Genomic DNA, 18,896 nt, shown 5'->3' with positions numbered 1-18,896 from the left:
TATTATTCACCTCCGTTTGCGGCGGCCGACTCGTTTCCGCTCTCGGTCTCGTTTCCGCCGTTCGTCTCAGTCTCCGTCTCCGTCTCCGTATCGCCGTTTCCACCGCCACCGCCGTCTACCGACGTATTCATGAGGTTCAGATCGGGACTCAGCACCGACGCGTCTTCTCCGAGCGTTCCGCTGTCACCCGAGCTCAGGCCCGCGCCGCGGGTGAATAGGAACGACGTAATTCCCGATTGCTGACCGATGTCGTATCGGATGATGTGCCCAGTCCACTCGTCGGGCTGGGAGATCTCCGACACAGTTTCGCCGTCTAGCTGTAGGATATCGACCGTCGTGCTCGCCTGAAGCTGCGCGAGAACGTCGAAATCAGCGCCGGGATAGAGATCGCTTGCGAAGACCGCTACTTGATCTTCCTGTGCTCCAACCGTGGCGGTCCCGAAAGCGCCCGTTCCGAGCGTGAGTGCGCCCGTTGCGAGGGCACCCTTCGTCATGAACGACCGCCTTGAGTCGCCTGTTGTGTCTTGTTCGCTCATTATTCTCATACACCCCTAGCGGGGTGGACGGACCTTGGCCGAGTTATCGAATAAACGCCGCCGACCGTTTCTTTCCGTATCAATTAATTTAACCAGTATGGGAGTATCCTCGAGTGGTCGCGTTTGAAAGACGTTCCGTGCCTCGGACTCGCCGTCTTCAGGGAGACTCGATCACTGACAGGTCTTCGCTCGAAAACCCGAATTCGCGGAGATCTGTCGTGGGCTCTTGAGTATCAGAAATCGAACTAGTACGGTTGTTGAGCGGAAAAAGGAAATTACGTCGTCCACGGAACGGAGCGATAACCGTGATGGCCGACTGCCGTACATCCGCGAGTGGCGGCCCAGTACGTCCACTGGGCCTGAACTCGAGGAGACAGCACACGCGGCGTCAGTTCGTAATCATCGTCAGCCGTGAACGATCGGCCGGCGCATCCTGAATCGATTTCCTCGATCGTGTCGACTACCAAACCAACCGTGATGGCATAGAGTGGTCGGTCCGGGCAATTGCCACATTCCGAGGGAACGAAACGAACGTGACAGCGTATACTCCAATCGTGAGCCGAACGCGCGTTCCTGCGACAGTCAGGCGGTATGAGAGACGGACCGCGACGGAGAGCGCTCACCCATACTATAGTAGCTCTTGAAAGTCAATGCACACCCGATCGCAGGATAGCGTTGCGATCGGTGTGTAAATCGTTTCAAGAGCTACTATAGTGTCCGAACCCGTGTGCTTACGATCTCGATCCGAACGACATCCTCACCGCCGGAATCGGGACGATTCGTCCCGGATCGTCGCGTTTCGTATCAGGACCGCTCCGGGAGACGATTCTATCGACCTCGGTACGTGTCTCGGTTCCGACATCGGTGCTCGAGGCGCGGTCAGTTCTCCGAGGAAAGTCGATTTTTGGAGCAGTAATAAACGGCGTATCGAGTGGTGCGTGGAAACAACAGCGACATACGTCGGAAACGGTAGTGGACTTTATCGGTTTCCGCCGTCGACCTGTCCCAACTATGGTAACTAATAACAATGAAGGAGGGCCGCGCGACCGAGCAGTCCGTCGTCGACAGTTCGTACAGACTGCGGTTGCCGGAGTTGGACTGGGAGTCATCAGCGGACGTTCGTCGGCGCAACGAGGGACGGGCGATACCGCCGTGACTGGTACTCCGACCGCTCGACGCACAGCAGTCCGACGGTTCGACGAGGAGGAAGCGGCCCTCTACACCTACCGGAAGCGGCGCGCGCTCGAGGTGCTCCTGTCCGATCCTGAAGTCCACGCCGCCGCTGAAGACATGATCTCGAGTTACGAGGCGTACGAACCGTTGACGGGTCGCCTCGATACGGTCAGCGTGCAGGGAAGTCCGGACATAGAGATCGAGGGCGGGGTCGACGAGGGCCGGTTCGACGTCACTGCCGTCCAACGGCAAGTCGCCTACGGACAGGTCGATCGGCAGACGGACGACCTCGTCGCGCTGACGATCACCGAACCACAGGACGTTTCCTGGCGAGCGTGGGAGGCAACCGAACCCGAGACGGAACAGCTAGAGCGGGTACTCGACGATTCCCGCGTGCAAGCGTTCGTCGACGACACCGACTGGTTTCCGCTGGTTACGATCTCCGAGTCGATCACGTCTGCCAGAGGGATCCGACACGGCGGCGTGAATCCGATCGTCCTGTTCCTCGCGGATGCGGAAGACGACTCGACGCAAGCGGTAGTCGCCTACGTGGACATCCGAGACGGCGTCGGCGAAGTGATCGACGTGAGTCCGGTAGACCGGTTCGTCGAGTATCCACCGCACGAACTGGCTGCCGCTCTCGTGCCCGCGGACGAGAGCGTCGTCGACGCCGTCCCCGACGTCCCGGTTCAGGGGCGACCGTGGTACACCGCGGACGACGGCGTCCACCGGACCGAGGACATACAGGCATCGTTCGACCGGTCCGGATGGACCATCGACTGGGAGCCACCGGGCCAACACGGCGTCGAGATTACCGCCTCGTATCGGGAAACGCCGGTCTTTGCGAGCCTCGAGTCGCCGATGACCGTCACTGGATATGGCTTGCCGGAACGCACCGGAGAGACGACGCTAGACTGGTTCTTCCCGGAGGATGAGCCGGTCTTCGCCGGCGAACTGCTCCGCTGGGATATCCACAGTATCGAATTCGGCGGGCCGGGGCCGCTCGGCGTTATCGAGCACCCCGAAGCGGGTGACCGTCCCTCGGGGTTCCGGTTCAGATCACACTACGAGACGGGGGCGCAAGCGCCCGACGGGCAGGACCACCACTCCGGATACCGGTTCGGCCAGTCAAGCCACGAACTCGCCTACGACTTCTGGGCAGACGGTGCCATCACGCCGGTCTGGCGACGAAAGGGGCCCGGATTCGTTACCGAGTATGTGACTGACGGGGGCGACGATGAGGACGGGGCCACCGACGACGATGGTGACCCCGAGTACGCCGTCGCTCACCACTCCATCTCGACGATCGCGATGGACCCCGTTCCGGGGACCACGGACGGCGTTGAGGTGGGAATCGTCGATGATACAGGGCGGTCGACGCCCCGGACCGAATTCTATCTCGTCGGCGAACCGGGGACGGTCCTCCAGTTTACGAATCCCGAGGGGGCGGAGACGATCGAACTGCCGCTCGACGACGGCACGGAAGTCGTCGTCGTCCGTCGGAGCGCCGGCGAGATCCCCGGACAACAGCGACTCGAGGAGCCGTCAGTGGAGTCCGGGTTCTACCATCCGGCGCAGTACATCGGAGAGGAGCCGATTCAAGGGGAACGCGTCGTCGTCTGGCTTTTGGTAGAGGCCGCGACGGCGGCGCTCCCCCATCCAACCGGAACCACATCGTTCGTCGCCCGGAGCGAAATAAACCTGTCCGGGTACTGAATGGTCCAAGACGACGACCGTCCGATCTTTTGCCGGCCCGCCGTCGCGTTCTCCATCCCCCTCGCGTTCGGGTAGATTCCACGAGTCCGGGCTCCTTTTCCCTATAGTAGCCACTGAAACGATTTACACACTGACCTCGACGTAGTCATGCGGTCAGGTGTGCACTGACTTTCAGTGGCTACTATAGTCCAACGGTGATCACGTCCTGACGTACTCGACGAACGCGAATCCGTCGTGCTCGTCTCGAGATACCTCGTCCCATGTCTTCCGATCCCAGTCAGGGAAATAGGTGTCCCCGTCGGGGTCGTCGTGGACCTCCGTTACGACCAACCGGTCGACTACGGGAAGGAACTGCTCGTAGACCGTCGCCCCGCCGGCGACGAAGATCCGCTCGGCGTCGTCGTGGTGCTCTCGAGCGGCCGTCTCAGCCGCGTCGACGGCGTCCTCGAGATCGTGGGCCACCACGGCATTGCCCGGCGTCTCGAGGTCCCGATTCGTCAGGACGACCGTCGTCCGGCCGGGCAGCGGTTCGCCCAGCGTCTCGAGGATCCCCTCGTAGGTCACCCGACCCATGATGACGGGGTGGTCCATCGTCGTCTCCTTGAAGTGCTGCAGATCGGCGGGGACGTGCCACGGCATGTCGCCGTCGGCCCCGATAATGCCGTTGTCGGCGACGGCTGCAATGGCGACGAGTTCGCGGTCGGTCGCCGACAGCGCGTCTCGGTCTTCGCTCATTCGGCCACCGAAAACACGAGTCCGTCGTGTGACTCGTAGTCCCGAAGCTCGACATCGTCGACGGAGAGGTCGTCGATCGAGACGTCGGCAACCTCGAGGGTCGGGCGCTCGAGTGGCTCTCGAGAGAGTTGCTCGAGCAGGCCGGGGACATGGTCGAGGCGTTCGTCGCCCTCGGCTTCCGCCGGCGCTTCGGACTCGAGCCAGTCTTTGATCTCCAGATAGTCCCCGCGCTCGTCGGCGCCGGCCAGTCTGGTCTGCAGGGCCTCGAGATTGTCGGCATACCAGTCGCCCCGGTCGCCGCGGCCGCAGTAAACGTGGGTGTCGACGACGGTGTGGGCGAAGGTGCCCGGTTCGAAGCCGGTCTGCTGAGCGATCACTTTGGTCAGCAGCGCGTAGGCCGCGATGTTGAACGGAATGCCGAGTGCGGTATCGCCCGAGCGCTGGGTTAAATGGCAGTTCAGCCGGTCGCCTTGGACGTTGAAGACGAACGAATAGTGACAGGGTGGCAGCGTCGACACGGCCGCGTTGGCGGGGTGCCACGCGTTGACCACGAGCCGTCGCGAGTTCGGCGAATCCGAGAGCGTGTCGATGACGGACTGCAGTTGATCGAACGTCCGGCGGCCGTCTTCCTCCTCGGTGACCCACTGCTGGGTCTCGTCGGGCCAGGACTCGCCCTCGAGTTGGGCGTCGCCCTCGGGGACCGGGAACCGACGCCAGAAGCGGCCGTACGCGGTATCCAGTCGCCCTTCCTCGTCGGCCCACGCGTCCCAGATCTTGGTCTCTTCCCGGAGGTTCCGGATGTGTTCCTCGCCGGAGAGATACCAGCAGACCTCGTGGAGCATCGAGTTCCAGCGGTAGCCGTCCATCTCCTTGGTCGTGAGCAGGGGATACCCCTCCTGTAAGTCGACCTCGTAGTGCTCGCTGAACGACGAAATCGTGTCGACGCCGGTCCGGTTGGGCTTGTGGGTGCCCTCGGAGAGGACCGTGTCAACGAGATCGAGATACTGTTGCATTATCGCCCCGTTTCGTCCGCTGGTTCTTTAGCGTTGAGTTCTGGGACCCGCCACGGTCTCAGTAGGACTCGATATCGAGGCCGTCGATCCGTCCGAAGTGATCGACGTTTCTCGTCAGAACTGGCTCCTCGTGGACGAGCGCCGTCGCGCCGACGATCGTGTCTCCGATTCCGATCGCCCGCCCGTCCGAAGCGAGGCGGCCGTCGATTCGACCGGCCTTCTTCATCACCGCGCTGTCGGCCGGATAGGTCTGCTTCGTCTCGAGGACGGTTTCGATCTGTCGCCGTCGCTCACTGGGATCGTCCACTCGCTCGAGACTGTAAAAGAGTTCGAACTCGGAAACCGCCGAAAGGCGAAGCGGGGCGCGCCGGTCTTCGAGGTCGGAGACCGCTCGTTTCGCCCGGTCGGCGTCCTGCATCAGGTCGATCAAAACGTCGGTGTCGACGATCACGAGTCCATTCGGTCGGCAAGTTTGTCGAGTTCGCCTCGAGATCGGTCGTCCCGCTCGCGAATCGCGTCGCGCATCTCTTGGGCCTCCTCCTCGGAGAGAATCCCAGCGAGGTCGAGGAGCGAGCGCTCACCGGCGATTCGTTCGACGGTATCGGAGAACGATTCCCCGGCCTGTTTGCGACGTTTGAGCCGTCGATACGCGTCCTCGGTCAGCCGAACGTTTCGGTACTCCGTATCGCCCATGTATACATGTGTGCGCAGATCACGCTTAATTGTTTCGGCGCTCGGTCAACTCGACTCGTTTCAGTACGGGCTGACGAGATGATAGCCACGAACGTGCATATTTCCGCTCGAGGAAAGAGCAACGCTTACAGGTTCGTGCGTTCCGCTATCGACCATGCGAGAGAACGTCCTACTGATCGGGGGTGGCGGTCGCGAACACGCCATCGCCCGCGCGCTCGAGGACAGCGAGGCCGACCTGTACGCCTGTGCCGGCAACAAGAACCCCGGCATCGCCCGCATCGCGTCCGGGTTCGAGACGCTCGAGACGACCGACCCGAAGGCGGTCGTCGACTACGCCGAAGAGATCGACGCGACGATCGCCGTCGTCGGTCCCGAGGCACCGCTCGAGGCCGGCGTCGCGGACGAACTCGAGGCTGCGGGGGTCTACCCCTTCGGTCCGAAGGAAGACGATGCCCGCATCGAGACGGACAAGGCCTTCCAGCGGCGGTTCATGGCGGAGAACGACATTCCCGGTTGTCCCGACTTCGAGACGTTCGACGACATGGAGGCCGCCTGCGAGTTCATCGACGAGTACGACGGCGACCTCGCGATCAAGCCCGCCGGCCTGACCGGCGGCAAGGGCGTCAAGGTCATCGGCGATCAGGTCACCGCCGAGGAGGGCAAGCAGTACATCCGCGAGTCCGGCTACGACCGGATCGTCCTCGAGGAGCGGCTGATCGGCGAGGAGTTCACGATCCAGGCGTTCGTCGCCAACGGCGCGTTCGAGACCGCGCCGGCGGTCCAAGACCACAAGCGCGCCTACGAGGGCGACGAGGGGCCGAACACGGGCGGGATGGGCAGTTACTCCGACGCGACGAACGAACTGCCGTTCATGTCCGAATCCGACTACGACGACGCCGTCTCGATCATCGAGGCGACCGTCGATGCGCTCGAGGACTATCGCGGGATCCTCTACGGCCAGTTCATGCTGACCGAGACTGGCCCCCGCGTGGTCGAGTTCAACGCTCGCTTTGGCGACCCCGAGGCGATGAACACGCTGCCCGTTCTCGAAACCGACTTCCTCGAGGTCCTTACCGCCGCCCGCGACGGCGAGGCCCCGCCGGAACTCGAGTTCGCCGACCAGGCGACGGTTTGTAAGTACGCCGTGCCCGACGGCTACCCGACCGATCCCGAAGCCGGTGCGAAGGTCCAGGTTGATGAGGAAAGTGCGGGTGACGCGTTGCTCTACTACGCCAGCGTCGACGAACGCGACGACGGCATCTACACGACCACCTCGCGGTCGTTCGCGCTGGTCGGACTCGCGGGCTCGATCACCGAAGCCGAGGAGATCGCGGAAGACGCGCTCGCGGTCGCCGGCGAGGAGGGACTGCACGTGCGCCACGACATCGGCAAACCCGATCTCGTTCAGCGGCGGATCGACCACATGAGCGAAATCCGCGGCGAGTGAGGAAGAGACGAACGTTCGCGTTGTTCCGCGTCGTCGCTTCGGACGGCTGATATCCGCCGGTTTGACTGTACGCCCGCGATAACTTTCATCATCCCATCAAGCACCGTGGAAAGAAGTGGCTACGGGACCACAGTACGAGGGAAACGGGTGTTCGAGAGCACGGACATCCGAAGGGATTCCGATGGAGGTTATCGATCCGCTCGGACACCACGAACTGCTCCTCGTCATCGTCCAGCTCGCGCTGTTGCTCTTCGTCGCACGGGCACTGGGCGAGGCGTTCGGTTCGATCGGCCAGCCGACGGTCGTCGGCGAACTGCTCGCGGGCGTCGCACTCGGCCCCTCGGTACTCGGGCTCGTCGCACCGGGGGTCTACGAATCGTTGTTCGCGGTCTCGCAGGGCCAGTTTCACCTGCTCGAGGTCGTCTCCTGGATCGGGCTCATCATGCTGTTGATCGTCACCGGCCTCGAGACGGACGTCGATCTCATCCTCAGTAAGGGGCGAACGGCTGTCATCCTCTCGCTGGGCGGCATCATCGTACCGTTTACGACCGGCTTCGCGCTGGGGAGGGTGCTTCCCGTGGCGTTCATCGGCTCGCCCGACCAGCGGCTCGTGTTCAGCCTCTTCATCGGAACGGCGATGAGCATCTCCGCGATTCCCGTCATCGCGAAGGTGCTCATCGAACTCGACGTCGTTCGTCGCGACGTCGGGCAGTTGATTCTGGCCGCCGGGATGGTCGACGACACGATCGGCTGGATCCTGCTGGCCACCGTCGCCGGCCTCGCTCGGACCGGCGTCCTCGATCTCGGAGCCGTCGCGACGACCCTCCTCTCGGTGCTCCTCTTTCTTGCACTCTCGTTTACGATCGGACGCCGATTCGTCGCCGAACTCGTCCGCTGGGTCGGGAACGTCTTCGGGAGCGACGTCGCCCTGATATCGACGGTGATGGTACTCGCGCTCGCGGCGGGAGCGATCACCCAGTACATGGGGCTCGAGGCGATCCTGGGCGCGTTCGTCGTCGGTATCTTGGTCGGCCAAGTCAAGCGGTTCACCTACGATCTTCGACACATGCTCGAGGTGATCACGCTCGCCGTCTTCGCGCCGCTTTTCTTCGCGATCGCCGGCCTCCGGATGGACGTCGCCGCCCTGTTCGATTCGACCGTGTTCACCGTGGGGCTCGTCGTCCTCGGGGTCGCGTGTTTCGGGAAGTTCGCCGGGATCATGGGTGCGTCGTGGCTGGCCGGCCTCTCGCGGTGGGAAGGGATCACGATCGGGGGCGGGATGAACGCTCGCGGCGCGATGGAGATCATCGTCGCTACCGTCGGGCTGGGCGCGGGCATCCTGACGACGGAGATGTACAGCATCATCGTCGCGGTCGCCATCGTGACCTCGCTGATCGCGCCGGCGATCATGCGGTGGTCGATCCCCAAGATCGAACCGAGCGAGGACGAACGCGAGCGCATCGAGCGCGAAGAGTTCCTACAGAAGAGCTTCGTCAACAACCTCACGAGGATCCTGCTCCCGACGCGGGGCGGTTCTGGCGGCCAGTACGCCGCCCGACTCCTCGATTCGCTCGTCCGCGATCGCGAGATCGATCTGGACGTGATGTACGTGAGCGACGACGACGCGAACGGCCGGCGCGGCGTGCTCCGCCGCGTGTTCCGGACGGGGCGGAGCACGTCGGGACAGCCGAAGCGGCGCGAGCGAACGACCGACACGTCGGACGAAGTCGATAGATGGTTCGAATCGATCGACGGTCAGCTGCGCGACCCGGAGCAGCCGTCGCGAACGTTCGTCCGCAACGCCCGCGGCGGCGTCGCCGGGACGATTCTCGACGAACTGACCGCCGGCTACGACCTCGTCGTCCTCGGCGAATCGGCCGCTGACGACCGCCCGGACGAGTCCCTGTTTACCCCGACGGTCGACCGCGTCGTACAGGAGACGGCGTGTCCGAAGTTGGTCGTCAGCACGCCGGACGGGGCGACGCCGTCCGATTCGGCCGACGACCCCATCCGCCGAATCCTCCTCCCGACTGTCGGGACGGTGTCAAACCGCCACGCCGCCGAGATCGCGTTCGCCATCGGCGCGGAGGAAAACGCGCTCGTCGAGGTCGTCCACGTCGTCGACGAGCCCCACACCGACGACCGGTTCGCCGCTCGGCCGGACCTCTCGAGGGAGATCCGAATCGGCGAGCAGATCGTCGAACGAGAGGCGGAGTTCGGCAGACGGCTCGGAGCCAGGGTGCTGACGACGGTGACGCTCTCGGCGTCGCCCGAAGCGGAAATCGTCGACCTCGCCGATCGGACCGACGCCGACGTCATCGTCATGGGAGCGAGCGTGCGTCCGATCTCGCGACGGGCGTTCCTCGGCCAGCGCGTCGAGTACGTCGTCCGGAACGCGCCGTGTCCGGTCGCGGTCCTCAGTTTGCTGTGACTCCGGTTCGCCGTCTCATTCGGTCGCGAACGCCGCGGTAGTTCCGGTGCCACCACATCGATGAAACCACTTCGGACGGACGTATTCGCGACGCCGGACGATCCGACGGAAACGACACGTCGACATTCCCACCGAACGCGGGTAGAGCAGTTGCACGGCGGTCGATCCGGAGCGCGAATTCGCCGCGATCTTCGCGTCGAAACCGGCGGTGGCCTCGAACGGCCTGAGAAGGAGTGGTATCCGCGATCGACGCCGATATCGACTGTCGGCCGATCACTGCTACGACCGGTCTTCCGAAACGGCCTCGGTCGCCTCGAGCAGCAGTTCGGCGCCCAACTCGATTTCGCGTTCGGTGGCATCCAGTGGCGGAAGCAGGCGAAGCGTCTTGTAGCCACAACCGAGCGTCAACAGCCCGTTCTCGAAGGCGGTCCGGAGAACGGCGTCCCGCCGCTCTGTGGTGTCGAACTCGACGGCGAGCATGAGCCCGCGACCGCGAACGTCGATCATGCCGGGCGCGTCGCCGTCTTCGACGGCGTCCTCGAGTCGGGCGCGGAACTGCTCGCCGCGCTCGCGGACGTTCGCCAGCAGGTCGTCCTCGTGGATGACGTCGATGGTGAGCACGCCTTGCATGGCCGCGATGAGATCGCCCGCGCCCCACGTCGAGGAGAGGCGGCCCTTTTCGCCGGGGAAGACGTCCGAGCGCGAAATCGTCGCGCCCACGCGCAGCCCTTTCCCGCTCGTGATGATGTCCGGCGTGAGATCGAGGTGATCGACGGCCCACAGCTCGCCCGTCCGTCCGATTCCCGACTGAATCTCGTCGGCGATGATCCGGAGGCCGTACCGCTCGCGGAGATCCTCGAGGTCGCGGGCGAACTCGGGGTGGGCGACTCGATAGCCACCCTCGCCTTGAATCGGCTCGAGAATGAGGTAGGCGACCTCGTCGGGGTCGACGACGCCGCGCTCGGGGTGGATGGCATCGGCGACGACGTTGCCGCCGGGACCGTCGGTCCGCCAGCGGGTTTCGTAGGCCTCGTCGGTCGCGGGATAGGGGACGCTGACGACGCCGGGAATCTCCGGGTAGCCCTTGCGGTGGACGGCCTTCGAGCGGTTGAGCGAGAGCGCGCCCAGCGTCCGGCCGTGGAAGGCACCGTCGAAGGTAAAGCCGCGGTGGCCGCCCGCCGCATAGCAGATTTTGATGGCGTTCTCGACGGCCTCCGCGCCGGAGTTCGAGAGGAAGACCCGGTCCATGTCGTAGTGGTCCGTCATCGCGACCAGCCGGTCCATCAGCTGGGTCGGGCCGGGAAACTCGGGATCCTCGGGTCGGCCGCCGCCGCTGACGTAGAAGTCCTGTCCGGCGATCTTCAGCGGGTCGACGAGGTCGAACTCCCGAAGTTTCTCGCGGATCGTCGGGTTGTTGTAACCGAGCGGCGCGGCCGCGACGTGGCTCGTGAAATCCAGCAAGACGTTGCCGTCGACGTCGGTACAGAACGGGCCGACCGCCTCGCGGCTCGCGTCCCAGACGAACTCGTAGACGTACGTGCTCGGGGCGGCGAACCGGTGGTGGTAGTCGACCCACTCCCTCGCCCGTTCGCCGGGCATCGCGTCTACCTGCGGTTCGACCGTTGCTCGGTCCATACGGTATCTTCGATCGCCGGCGGCTAAAACTACTCGATGGTCTAGATGACGATGAGAATCGACGCGATGGCCCCGCCCAGCAGCAAAATTGTGCTGTAGGCCGCGACCCGGTTCCGGAAGCCGTCGTTCGTCGAGGTCGCCGCCAACAGCGCCTTGACCACGATGCTCGAGACCGTCGCGAGCAGGATGGCGATCGTCGCCTCGGCAGGGCTCAGCTGGCCGCCGCGGTAGAGGACGACCGCCGAAGTCGTCGCACCGGCACTCGAGACGAAGCCGCTGGCGACGGCCGTCGCGTAGAAGCCAAGCGTTCCGAACCAGGTCTCGGCCAGCGACCCGAAGACGAGGACGACGAGGAAGACGGCCCCGAACGCGAGGGCGTTCTTCAGCGAGAAGGGACTCTCGAGTTCCATCGGGCCGGACTCGCGCCAATCGGCGGTGAGCGCGGCGACAGCGAACGCCAGCAGGATGACGGCACCGAGCGGGACGACGGCCTCGATCAAGATGTCACTCTCGCTACCGGCCGTAAAGCCGACCGCGATCGCGAGGTTGCGGGCGGCCATGGCGGCGTTTGCGAGCAAGATCGCGGCGACGGCGTAGGAAGACGCTTCCGGCCGCTGGTCGACGTGATCGAGCATCGTCCCGACGACGGCCGTCGAGGACGCTAACCCACCGAAGAAGCCGGTGATCGCGATGCCCCGGCCGCCGTAGGTCGAGACGATCGCGTAGTTTGCGATCCCGATCCCCGCTACCGCGACGACCATCAGCCAGATGACTTGGGGCTCGAGCGGGATCGTGATGCCCGCAACTTCGGGTTCGTAGGTCGCGGGGAGGATCGGGTAGATGACGAACGCGAGGATGGCGAACTCCGTGGTCGAGCGCATCTCCTCGCGGGAGAGCCCCCACGCGAACTCGTGGAGTTCCCGCTTCAAGATCAACAGGAGCGAGGAGAGGACGGCGACGGTGACCCCCTCGATGATGAATCCGACGGCGACCAGCGAGCCGACGCCGTAGGCGACGAGCATCGACACGGAGGTCGTCAACGAGAGACCGGTTTCCGCCGGATCGTCCTCCATGAGCCCTTGGACGGCAAGCAGGATTCCCTGCACGATGACGAGCAGTCCGCCCAGTAAGAGGAGGCTCTCGCCGACCCCGCCCTCGTTGACGAGGACCGTAAAGACCGCGCCGAGCAAGCTGATCAGCGAGAACGTCCGAATCCCGGCGGACTTCTGGGACCACTCTCGCTCGAGCCCGAGGAACATCCCCAGCGCACTCGCGAGGGCGAGCCGGACGACCGTCTCCTCGAGGGGCGGATCGGCGAGTTGCAGCGCGACCTCGTTCACTGCAGATCATTTACCGTGATCGCATATAAGCGACGTGCCGGGATCTCGGCGAGCGATAGCGATCCTGCAGGTAGCCAGTGGTCGTGACGGAATCGACCGTTCCCGACGAGTCGGGTTACAGATCGACGTACTGGGTCTCCCACTCGCGGCGGGCCTCGAGTTCGCGGCGGCCGCGGCGGGTGAGCGTATAGAAGTTGGTCCGCCGATCGCGCCGGCCCTTTTCGACGAGTCCCTTGTCGACGAGGGTGTCGAGGTTGGGGTAGAGCCGCCCGTGGTGGATCTCCTTCTCGTAGTACTGCTCGAGTTCCTCCTTGATCGCCAGTCCGTGGGGCTCGTCCTCGCCAGCGATGACGTAGAGCAAGTCACGCTGGAATCCTGTCAGGTCGTACATTGGGAAAGTACCACTCTCACTTACTGTCGAATTTTAATAAGGCTATCGGGTTGTTACGATCGAAAGAGGGCTATTACCAGTGAGACATCTCGTTTTCAGTGCTGACGACCCATAACACCCGTGACGAATCCCCTGTCGAACCACACATAATGCGCAGTTCATGTTTACAGTTCACCAGTTACGTTTCGGTACAATTATATTGAACGAGCACGATAGACAACGGGTCGAGATCGATCGAGAGAAGCCGAACGTCGCCACTCTGGTGGTTGCATTCGAAACAGGAAAGCAGATCGCGTGACGGAAAATGTCACGCGATCGCTTGCCGCCCTGAATTGGTCCCCGCTGACGCTTCGGCCCTCCAAGCGAAGCGTCACGTGGATGGTTCCGCTGAGTGTACTTAAATGTAACGACACAGATCAACCTCGAGTCGTGTCGGGTCCCGCCGCACAGGCGCGATTAGATGTGTTCTTCCTCGAGCACCCAGCCGATCGCGCGCTTGTAGTAGGTAAACATCTCCTCGACGCCGTCGTGGCGCATCTCGTCGCTCTCGAGATGTTCTTTGAGGAACTCGTACTGCTCGCGGATTTCGTCTTCGTCACGCATGCCCGTCACTACCGACCGAGAGGGGAAAAAAGTCGCCACGCGGTGGTTCGATCGGCGAGCGAAGCCGCCGGCAGCCCGCGGACGCCGTCGCTTTCGCCGTTTCGCTCGAGAAGGTCCCTGTTTCCGGCGTGAAACGATTGCGAACGGTCGCTCTCGCGACGGGACAACCCCTGTGCCGATCCCGCGGAGCCGCCGCTCCGTGCTGTGCACACCGGAAAAGGAGGCCGAACAACGGCCGTTCTCGAGTGAATACTTTGCTCGAGTCGCTACGACACGACGCAGGGCCGAGAATCGATTACCCGCTCTCGTTACTGTCTTCGCTTTCGTTGCCACTCTCGGTTTCGTTACCGTTCTCGGAGTCGGTCTCGTTCCCGGCACCACCGTCGCCGAACATCAGCGTGACTTCCTCGTCGTCGCCATCGATCTCGACGTCGTCTTCGGTTTCCTCTCCCTCGTTTTCGGCGGTGACGGTGTACTCTCCGTCCTCGAGTTCCTCGAACTCGACTTCGCCGTTCTCGTCCGTCTCGTCTTCCATCGGGAACTCCTGACCGGTGTCGGTTCCGGTCGTGGACTCGTTGTCCGACTCGTTCATTCCCGACTCGTTATCCGATTCGTTCATTCCCGATTCGTTGTCGGCCATCGACTCGTTGTCCGACTCGTTCATCCCCGACTCGTTCATCCCTGTCTCGTTGTCCGATTCGTTCTCGGACTCGTTGCCCATTTCGCCGTCGTCGGACATCCCCATACCCGCTTGCTCGAGGGTAACCGTCGCGCCTTCGACCGCTCCCTCGGCGTCTTCGACCGTGACGGTTAGGGTGTACGTTTCGTCGCTTTCGGACTCGTCGCCTCCGCTCTCGTTTTCGGTATCGTTCGTATCGTTTCCGTTGCCTTCCGATTCGTTGTCGCCGCCGGGACCGCTGTCGGCACAGCCGGCCAGCGCGAGCGCACTTGCTGTTCCTGCCGCGGTTACGAACGTTCGCCGGTTCAGTCGTTTACGGGACATATATCCCAGTAGGACGGTCCGTCTGGTTTCTATGTGGCCTGCACCTGCCGTCCGTTAATCACCTATTGAACGACGCCCAGAAACTGATGATCGTCACCGCTTGCGCACCATCAACGAACCGGAAATAACACGGAAAGCGACACTCGCCGAAGGACGACCGGTGTCGGTAGCCGGACTATCCGGCCGCTATTCAGTGTCGCTCGCGACTCGAGGGGCTCTCCGTAGTTCTCCCTCGAGTCGCCGTTCGACCCATGTCGCACGGATCGGGGTCGCGTCGCGACGGGTCCGGTGAGACTTTCGGTGTCCCGACCGTACCGCCGCCCATGAAGATCCGGGGTGAGCGCGAGTGTACGGAGTGTGGGACCCGTTGGTCGTACTACGAGACCGGCAGCGTCGGTTGTCCGGCCTGTGGCAGTCTGCGCAGCGTCGGCGTCGACGAACGCACCGAGCACACGGACCTGCAGGTCGCGTTCGATCTCACACCCGTTCGGAACGCGATCGACGAGACCGCAACCGACGAGCTCGCCGAACGGGCCCGCGATCGCTGTCGCGAGTACGTCCGCCGGCGCGGCTTCGTCAATGCCGGCACCCTCCGCGACCTCGATGATACCTACCTCGGGGCGACCGAACTACTCCACGTCGCGGACATCGTCGCCCGTGAGATCCGACTCGAGGACCGCGAAGAACTGTACTTCCTCTCACTGCTTCGGGACGCCGACCAGGGCGAGCGTCCGCCCGTCGAGGACGTCCCCCGAACCTTGCGAGCGGCCCGCGGGCTCGCGTACGCGAACGCCGTCCGGGAGTACCGCCGCGATATCCGGACGTGGGCCGAGGACCGCAATCTGACCGCGAGCGAGCGGACCGCCCTCGAGACCCTCGGCGAGCACGTCAAGCGGATTCGGATGCTCGACGGCGACGTCGACCCGCGGACCGCCGAACGGCTCGTCGAAGCGACCCGCGATCTGGCAAACGGCCTGCGCGGCGACGAGTTCGCGTTTTCACAGGCCCAAGAGCGACTGGACAGTCTCGAGTTCGGTTCGATCGACTAACGCGGGACTCGGCGGGTGGTGATCGGGTAGTTGGAGCGCAACTTCGACCCGATCCGATGGCGGCGGCGATCGAAAAACAGGCTCGAGCGACGTGTATCGATCGATCAGGGGAGCTCGACGTCGACGTCTTCCTGCAGGCTCGCGGCTTTGACCGTGTTGTAGAGCAGCATTGCGCGAGTCATCGGGCCGACGCCGCCGGGGACGGGCGTGATCGCGCTGGCCTTCTCCTTTGCGCTCTCGAACTCGACGTCGCCGACGAGTTCGTACCCTTTCTCCGTATCGGCGTCGACGCGGTTGACACCCACGTCGATGACGACGGTGTCGTCCTCGAGCATCGAGCCATCGACGAGTTCCGGGACGCCGGCGGCGGCGACGACGATATCCGCGTCCCGGGTCTTGGCCGCGAGGTCGTCGGTTCGGGAGTGACAGACCGTCACCGTCGCGTTGCCGTCCTCGGCCTTCTGGATCAGCAGGTTCGCGAGCGGTTTGCCGACGATGTCCGAGCGGCCGACGATGGTCACGTCCTTGCCCTCGGTGTCGATATCGGCGGACCCGAGGAGCTTCTGGACGCCGTGGGGGGTACAGGGACGGAAGCGGGCGTCGCCGGCGACGAGTCGGCCGACGTTCTCGGGATGGAAGCCGTCGACGTCCTTCGCGGGATCGACCCGGCGGATCACGTTGCGGTAGTCGACGTGGTCCGGGACCGGGGCCTGGACGATGTAGCCGTGGACGTCGTCGTTCTCGTTGAGGTCGGCGATGGTGTCGAACAGTTCCTCGGGCGGGGCGTCGCCGTCGACGTCGACGTGGTGGCTCTCGATGCCGACCTCCTCGCAGTCGCGCTGTTTCATGTTCACGTAGGTCTGGCTCGCGGGGTCGTCGCCCATGAGCACAGTCGCCAGTCCCGGCCGTGACCCCGCGTCGGCGAGCGTCTCGATCGCGTCGGTCAGATCGTCCCGGATCTCGCTCGCGACGGCGTTGCCGTCGATGATCTCGGTCATTACCTGAGTGGGCGGCCGCGAGGCTCATTAATCCCCGGATTCGTGCCCAGAACCGTCCCGAATCTGGTCGGAATACACACATCCGTGTACAACACCTATAGACTATCGGACGGAAGTGAGCACCCGCCCGATCGCGTCTCGACGCTCTGGGCGTTCCGCGACGACGTCTCGAGTGCGATCGGTCCGAGAATCGGTTCGTCCGACGGTATCAGAACCGCTCGTCGAGGAACGATCTGATCGCGTCGGTCACCGGCTCCGGGTTCTCCAGCGTCGAGGTGTGACCGGCCTCGGGAATCAGTTCCATCTCGGCGTCGGGCAGTTCCTCGAGCATCGGCTCGGCCCGCGACGGCGGGAGCGTCGAATCCTCTTCGCCGTGGACGATGAGCACCGGAACGTCGATTTCGGACAGCCGATCGGTCACGTCCTCGCGGCCGAGCCACGAGTTGAGTTCGTGGTAGACCGCTTTCCCGGGATAGGTCGCCCAGCGGTCGACCCACGCCGCGACGAGTTCCGTGTTCTTCTCGAGGGTCGTCTCGCCGAACAGTTCGGCCGTCGACCCCTCGGCGATCTCGCGGGGCAGCGCCTCGAGTGTGTCCTCGTAGGGCGCTACCAGCGCGCTGTACTCTGCGCGCTCCTCGTCGGGATGCGGGGTCGCGATCGAGTCGATCAACACGAGCCCGTCAACACGGTCCGGATAGGCGAGCGCGAACCGGAGCGCCGTGAAGCCGCCCATCGACATGCCGGCGATGACGGCGCTGTCCTCACCGAGGCCGTCCAGCAACGCCGCGCAGTCGTCGGTGAGATCCCACAGGTCGTAGCCCGGCGCGTACCGGTCCGTCCGCGCCCGCAGATCGTAGGCGACGGCTCGGTACTCCTCGCGCAAGGCCTCGAGTTGCGGCGCGAACATCGTCCGGTCCATCAGCGTCCCGTGTGCGAAGACGATCGGTTGTCCCTCACCGAGGTCGGTCGTCAGCGCGTCGGTTCTGGTCCGGTACATCTCGGTGGCCGTCTGGTTTCCCATGTGGGTTGATAACGATAATCTCTCTGAAAAGGATACGTTATGCGGAAGCACACACCATTCGCGCGCGACGCTGGCCGCTGTTCGAGACGGCAAACCTCCCGACGCTCGAGTCAAACGGGAAGCGCTACCGATTCAGACCCGGTTCGGCCACGTCCCACTCGGTCGTGTCCCGCGCGTCAGTCACAATCAGCGCGTACTCGTCGGCGAGCCCCTCGTACTCGGTCGTCTCGGCCGCGTCGATCAGGAGTCGGGCCTGTCGCTCGTGGACCGCTCGAGCGACCGCCAGCGCGTCCGGGTCCACGTCTACACCCTCGGCCTCGAGTTCGGGGCCGAGCCGCGCCGTCCAGACGTCGTCCTCGAGCAGGCAGACGGCCCGTTCGTCGGCCGACAACGGCGGGACGCCGGCGACGTGATCGCCCGTGCCGACGAGGTCGAAGCGCTCGATCGCCTCGAGAATCCCGATCACGTCGATCACCGAGGCGTCGCGGTCGGCCTCGACGATCGCCGACTCGAACGCGTCGGCGTCGATCGGCGCGCTCATCGTCTCGGGTCGCGGCGTCGGATCGCCGCGGTCCTCGTGCTCGATGACCCCCTCCGCGACGGGGTCGCTGTCGTCCGCGACGCCCGGCAGCGGGTCGGCGCGGTAGGTCTCCCCGTCGTCGAACCGAACCGGGACGAGTCCGATCGTCTCGCCGGTCGTGATGGCGTCGAACAGCAGCGGGTCGTCGGCATCGTAACTCTCGAGGTCGAGACCGAGCCCCTCGGGCGGATCGGCCCGGATCAGGGGGTCGGGGACGGGGGCGACGATTTCACCTCCCTCCTCGCGGAGTTGCCGCGGATACGGCGCGTCGGCGGTGGCCGCCGCCTCGATTCCGCTGCAGACGAGCATGGGAACGTCCGCGGCGTCGTCGACGTCCCAATCGATGTGGTCGCCGCTCGCGGCACCCATGGAGTCGGCGACCGGCGTCACCACGACCGCTAGCGCCGAGGCCGCCGTCTCGTCGGTCTCCCGGAGCTCGAGCAACCGGTCGTCGTCCAGCACCGTTCCGGTCGGACGTGTAGCCATTGCTCGCGGTACGATCAGGCTGCGGAAAAGCCGCGTGCCGGCGAGT

At 64.3% G+C, this 18,896-nt stretch carries 17 protein-coding genes; 4 read left to right on the top strand and 13 right to left on the bottom strand.

The genetic code is table 11. The features are described from left to right. Window positions 1–2: 2 nt before the first annotated feature. Window positions 3–536, bottom strand: a complete 534-nt coding sequence (locus ACJYUO_RS04695; protein ID WP_494344234.1) for a calcium-binding protein — start codon at window positions 534–536, stop codon at window positions 3–5. 1,152 nt (window positions 537–1,688) lie between these two features. On the opposite strand from ACJYUO_RS04695, the gene ACJYUO_RS04690 reads away from it, so the two are divergent. Then, entirely contained in the window at window positions 1,689–3,425 is a 1,737-nt protein-coding gene (locus ACJYUO_RS04690; RefSeq protein WP_494344233.1) for a hypothetical protein, read from the top strand. 198 nt (window positions 3,426–3,623) lie between these two features. On the opposite strand, the gene ACJYUO_RS04685 is transcribed toward ACJYUO_RS04690, so the two are convergent. From ACJYUO_RS04685 to ACJYUO_RS04670, 4 genes are read right to left on the bottom strand one after another with little or no spacing between them, the layout of a single operon-like run. After that, window positions 3,624–4,160 carry a dihydrofolate reductase gene (locus ACJYUO_RS04685; protein WP_494344232.1) on the bottom strand — a complete coding sequence of 179 codons (537 nt, stop codon included), beginning with the start codon at window positions 4,158–4,160 and terminating at the stop codon, window positions 3,624–3,626. Further along, a complete protein-coding gene (gene thyA / locus ACJYUO_RS04680; protein WP_494344231.1) occupies window positions 4,157–5,173 on the bottom strand; it encodes a thymidylate synthase in 1,017 nt (338 codons plus the stop codon). The genes ACJYUO_RS04685 and thyA overlap by 4 nt, the downstream gene beginning before the upstream one ends. 58 nt (window positions 5,174–5,231) lie before the next feature. After that, a complete protein-coding gene (locus tag ACJYUO_RS04675) occupies window positions 5,232–5,624 on the bottom strand; it encodes a PIN domain-containing protein (protein WP_494344230.1) in 393 nt (130 codons plus the stop codon). Next, the gene (locus ACJYUO_RS04670; protein ID WP_494344229.1) at window positions 5,621–5,866 is read right to left on the bottom strand and encodes an antitoxin VapB family protein; all 246 of its coding nucleotides are present in this window, start codon (window positions 5,864–5,866) and stop codon (window positions 5,621–5,623) included. The genes ACJYUO_RS04675 and ACJYUO_RS04670 overlap by 4 nt, the downstream gene beginning before the upstream one ends. A gap of 154 nt (window positions 5,867–6,020) precedes the next feature. On the opposite strand from ACJYUO_RS04670, the gene purD reads away from it, so the two are divergent. Together purD and ACJYUO_RS04660 are read left to right on the top strand one after the other, a co-directional pair. Beyond that, window positions 6,021–7,313, top strand: coding sequence for a phosphoribosylamine--glycine ligase (purD, locus tag ACJYUO_RS04665; protein ID WP_494344228.1), 1,293 nt, complete (start codon window positions 6,021–6,023; stop codon window positions 7,311–7,313). 115 nt (window positions 7,314–7,428) lie between these two features. Next, complete coding sequence (locus tag ACJYUO_RS04660) at window positions 7,429–9,744, top strand: cation:proton antiporter domain-containing protein (protein WP_494344227.1); 2,316 nt, start codon at window positions 7,429–7,431, stop codon at window positions 9,742–9,744. 279 nt (window positions 9,745–10,023) lie between these two features. Here the strand turns inward: ACJYUO_RS04660 and ACJYUO_RS04655 are convergent, their stop codons facing one another. The 5 genes from ACJYUO_RS04655 to ACJYUO_RS04635 all read right to left on the bottom strand — a co-directional run bounded on the left by ACJYUO_RS04655 (window position 10,024) and on the right by ACJYUO_RS04635 (window position 14,716). Continuing rightward, window positions 10,024–11,379, bottom strand: coding sequence for an aminotransferase class III-fold pyridoxal phosphate-dependent enzyme (locus tag ACJYUO_RS04655; protein WP_494344226.1), 1,356 nt, complete (start codon window positions 11,377–11,379; stop codon window positions 10,024–10,026). A gap of 41 nt (window positions 11,380–11,420) precedes the next feature. After that, window positions 11,421–12,719 carry an MgtC/SapB family protein gene (locus tag ACJYUO_RS04650; RefSeq protein ID WP_494344225.1) on the bottom strand — a complete coding sequence of 433 codons (1,299 nt, stop codon included), beginning with the start codon at window positions 12,717–12,719 and terminating at the stop codon, window positions 11,421–11,423. Window positions 12,720–12,834: 115 nt separating this feature from the next. Next, window positions 12,835–13,110, bottom strand: coding sequence for a PadR family transcriptional regulator (locus ACJYUO_RS04645; RefSeq protein ID WP_006429947.1), 276 nt, complete (start codon window positions 13,108–13,110; stop codon window positions 12,835–12,837). Window positions 13,111–13,566: 456 nt separating this feature from the next. After that, window positions 13,567–13,713, bottom strand: a complete 147-nt coding sequence (locus tag ACJYUO_RS04640; protein ID WP_006429946.1) for a DUF8555 family protein — start codon at window positions 13,711–13,713, stop codon at window positions 13,567–13,569. Between the two features lie 295 nt (window positions 13,714–14,008). Continuing rightward, window positions 14,009–14,716: a hypothetical protein gene (locus tag ACJYUO_RS04635; protein ID WP_494344224.1), complete on the bottom strand. Its 708-nt coding sequence runs from the start codon at window positions 14,714–14,716 to the stop codon at window positions 14,009–14,011. A 323-nt stretch (window positions 14,717–15,039) separates the two neighbouring features. Between ACJYUO_RS04635 and ACJYUO_RS04630 the strand changes: the two genes are divergently transcribed. Next, window positions 15,040–15,765, top strand: coding sequence for a DUF7117 family protein (locus ACJYUO_RS04630; RefSeq protein WP_494344223.1), 726 nt, complete (start codon window positions 15,040–15,042; stop codon window positions 15,763–15,765). Between the two features lie 104 nt (window positions 15,766–15,869). Here the strand turns inward: ACJYUO_RS04630 and ACJYUO_RS04625 are convergent, their stop codons facing one another. The 3 genes from ACJYUO_RS04625 to ACJYUO_RS04615 all read right to left on the bottom strand — a co-directional run bounded on the left by ACJYUO_RS04625 (window position 15,870) and on the right by ACJYUO_RS04615 (window position 18,850). Next, on the bottom strand, window positions 15,870–16,763 hold the full coding sequence (locus ACJYUO_RS04625) for a bifunctional methylenetetrahydrofolate dehydrogenase/methenyltetrahydrofolate cyclohydrolase (RefSeq protein ID WP_494344222.1): 894 nt from the start codon (window positions 16,761–16,763) through the stop codon (window positions 15,870–15,872). A gap of 208 nt (window positions 16,764–16,971) precedes the next feature. Beyond that, complete coding sequence (locus ACJYUO_RS04620; protein WP_494344221.1) at window positions 16,972–17,784, bottom strand: alpha/beta fold hydrolase; 813 nt, start codon at window positions 17,782–17,784, stop codon at window positions 16,972–16,974. Window positions 17,785–17,908: 124 nt separating this feature from the next. Continuing rightward, window positions 17,909–18,850 carry a hypothetical protein gene (locus tag ACJYUO_RS04615; RefSeq protein WP_494344220.1) on the bottom strand — a complete coding sequence of 314 codons (942 nt, stop codon included), beginning with the start codon at window positions 18,848–18,850 and terminating at the stop codon, window positions 17,909–17,911. Between the last annotated feature and the right edge of the window lie 46 nt (window positions 18,851–18,896).

The organism is Natrinema sp. CRL1 (assembly GCF_059162405.1).
The sequence above is the reverse complement of the archived record's forward strand: the minus strand, read 5'-3'. Positions and strand labels throughout refer to the sequence as shown.

What these genes read in the sequence shown, in the direction of transcription:
- thyA (WP_494344231.1), bottom strand. Translation starts at nt 5,173, where the DNA reads ATGCAACAGTATCTCGATCTCGTTGACACGGTCCTCTCCGAGGGCACC.
- ACJYUO_RS04635 (WP_494344224.1), bottom strand. Translation starts at nt 14,716, where the DNA reads ATGTCCCGTAAACGACTGAACCGGCGAACGTTCGTAACCGCGGCAGGA.
- ACJYUO_RS04685 (WP_494344232.1), bottom strand. Translation starts at nt 4,160, where the DNA reads ATGAGCGAAGACCGAGACGCGCTGTCGGCGACCGACCGCGAACTCGTC.
- ACJYUO_RS04620 (WP_494344221.1), bottom strand. Translation starts at nt 17,784, where the DNA reads ATGGGAAACCAGACGGCCACCGAGATGTACCGGACCAGAACCGACGCG.
- ACJYUO_RS04645 (WP_006429947.1), bottom strand. Translation starts at nt 13,110, where the DNA reads ATGTACGACCTGACAGGATTCCAGCGTGACTTGCTCTACGTCATCGCT.
- ACJYUO_RS04670 (WP_494344229.1), bottom strand. Translation starts at nt 5,866, where the DNA reads ATGGGCGATACGGAGTACCGAAACGTTCGGCTGACCGAGGACGCGTAT.
- ACJYUO_RS04630 (WP_494344223.1), top strand. Translation starts at nt 15,040, where the DNA reads ATGAAGATCCGGGGTGAGCGCGAGTGTACGGAGTGTGGGACCCGTTGG.
- ACJYUO_RS04615 (WP_494344220.1), bottom strand. Translation starts at nt 18,850, where the DNA reads ATGGCTACACGTCCGACCGGAACGGTGCTGGACGACGACCGGTTGCTC.
- ACJYUO_RS04695 (WP_494344234.1), bottom strand. Translation starts at nt 536, where the DNA reads ATGAGCGAACAAGACACAACAGGCGACTCAAGGCGGTCGTTCATGACG.
- ACJYUO_RS04640 (WP_006429946.1), bottom strand. Translation starts at nt 13,713, where the DNA reads ATGCGTGACGAAGACGAAATCCGCGAGCAGTACGAGTTCCTCAAAGAA.
- ACJYUO_RS04655 (WP_494344226.1), bottom strand. Translation starts at nt 11,379, where the DNA reads ATGGACCGAGCAACGGTCGAACCGCAGGTAGACGCGATGCCCGGCGAA.
- ACJYUO_RS04625 (WP_494344222.1), bottom strand. Translation starts at nt 16,763, where the DNA reads ATGACCGAGATCATCGACGGCAACGCCGTCGCGAGCGAGATCCGGGAC.
- purD (WP_494344228.1), top strand. Translation starts at nt 6,021, where the DNA reads ATGCGAGAGAACGTCCTACTGATCGGGGGTGGCGGTCGCGAACACGCC.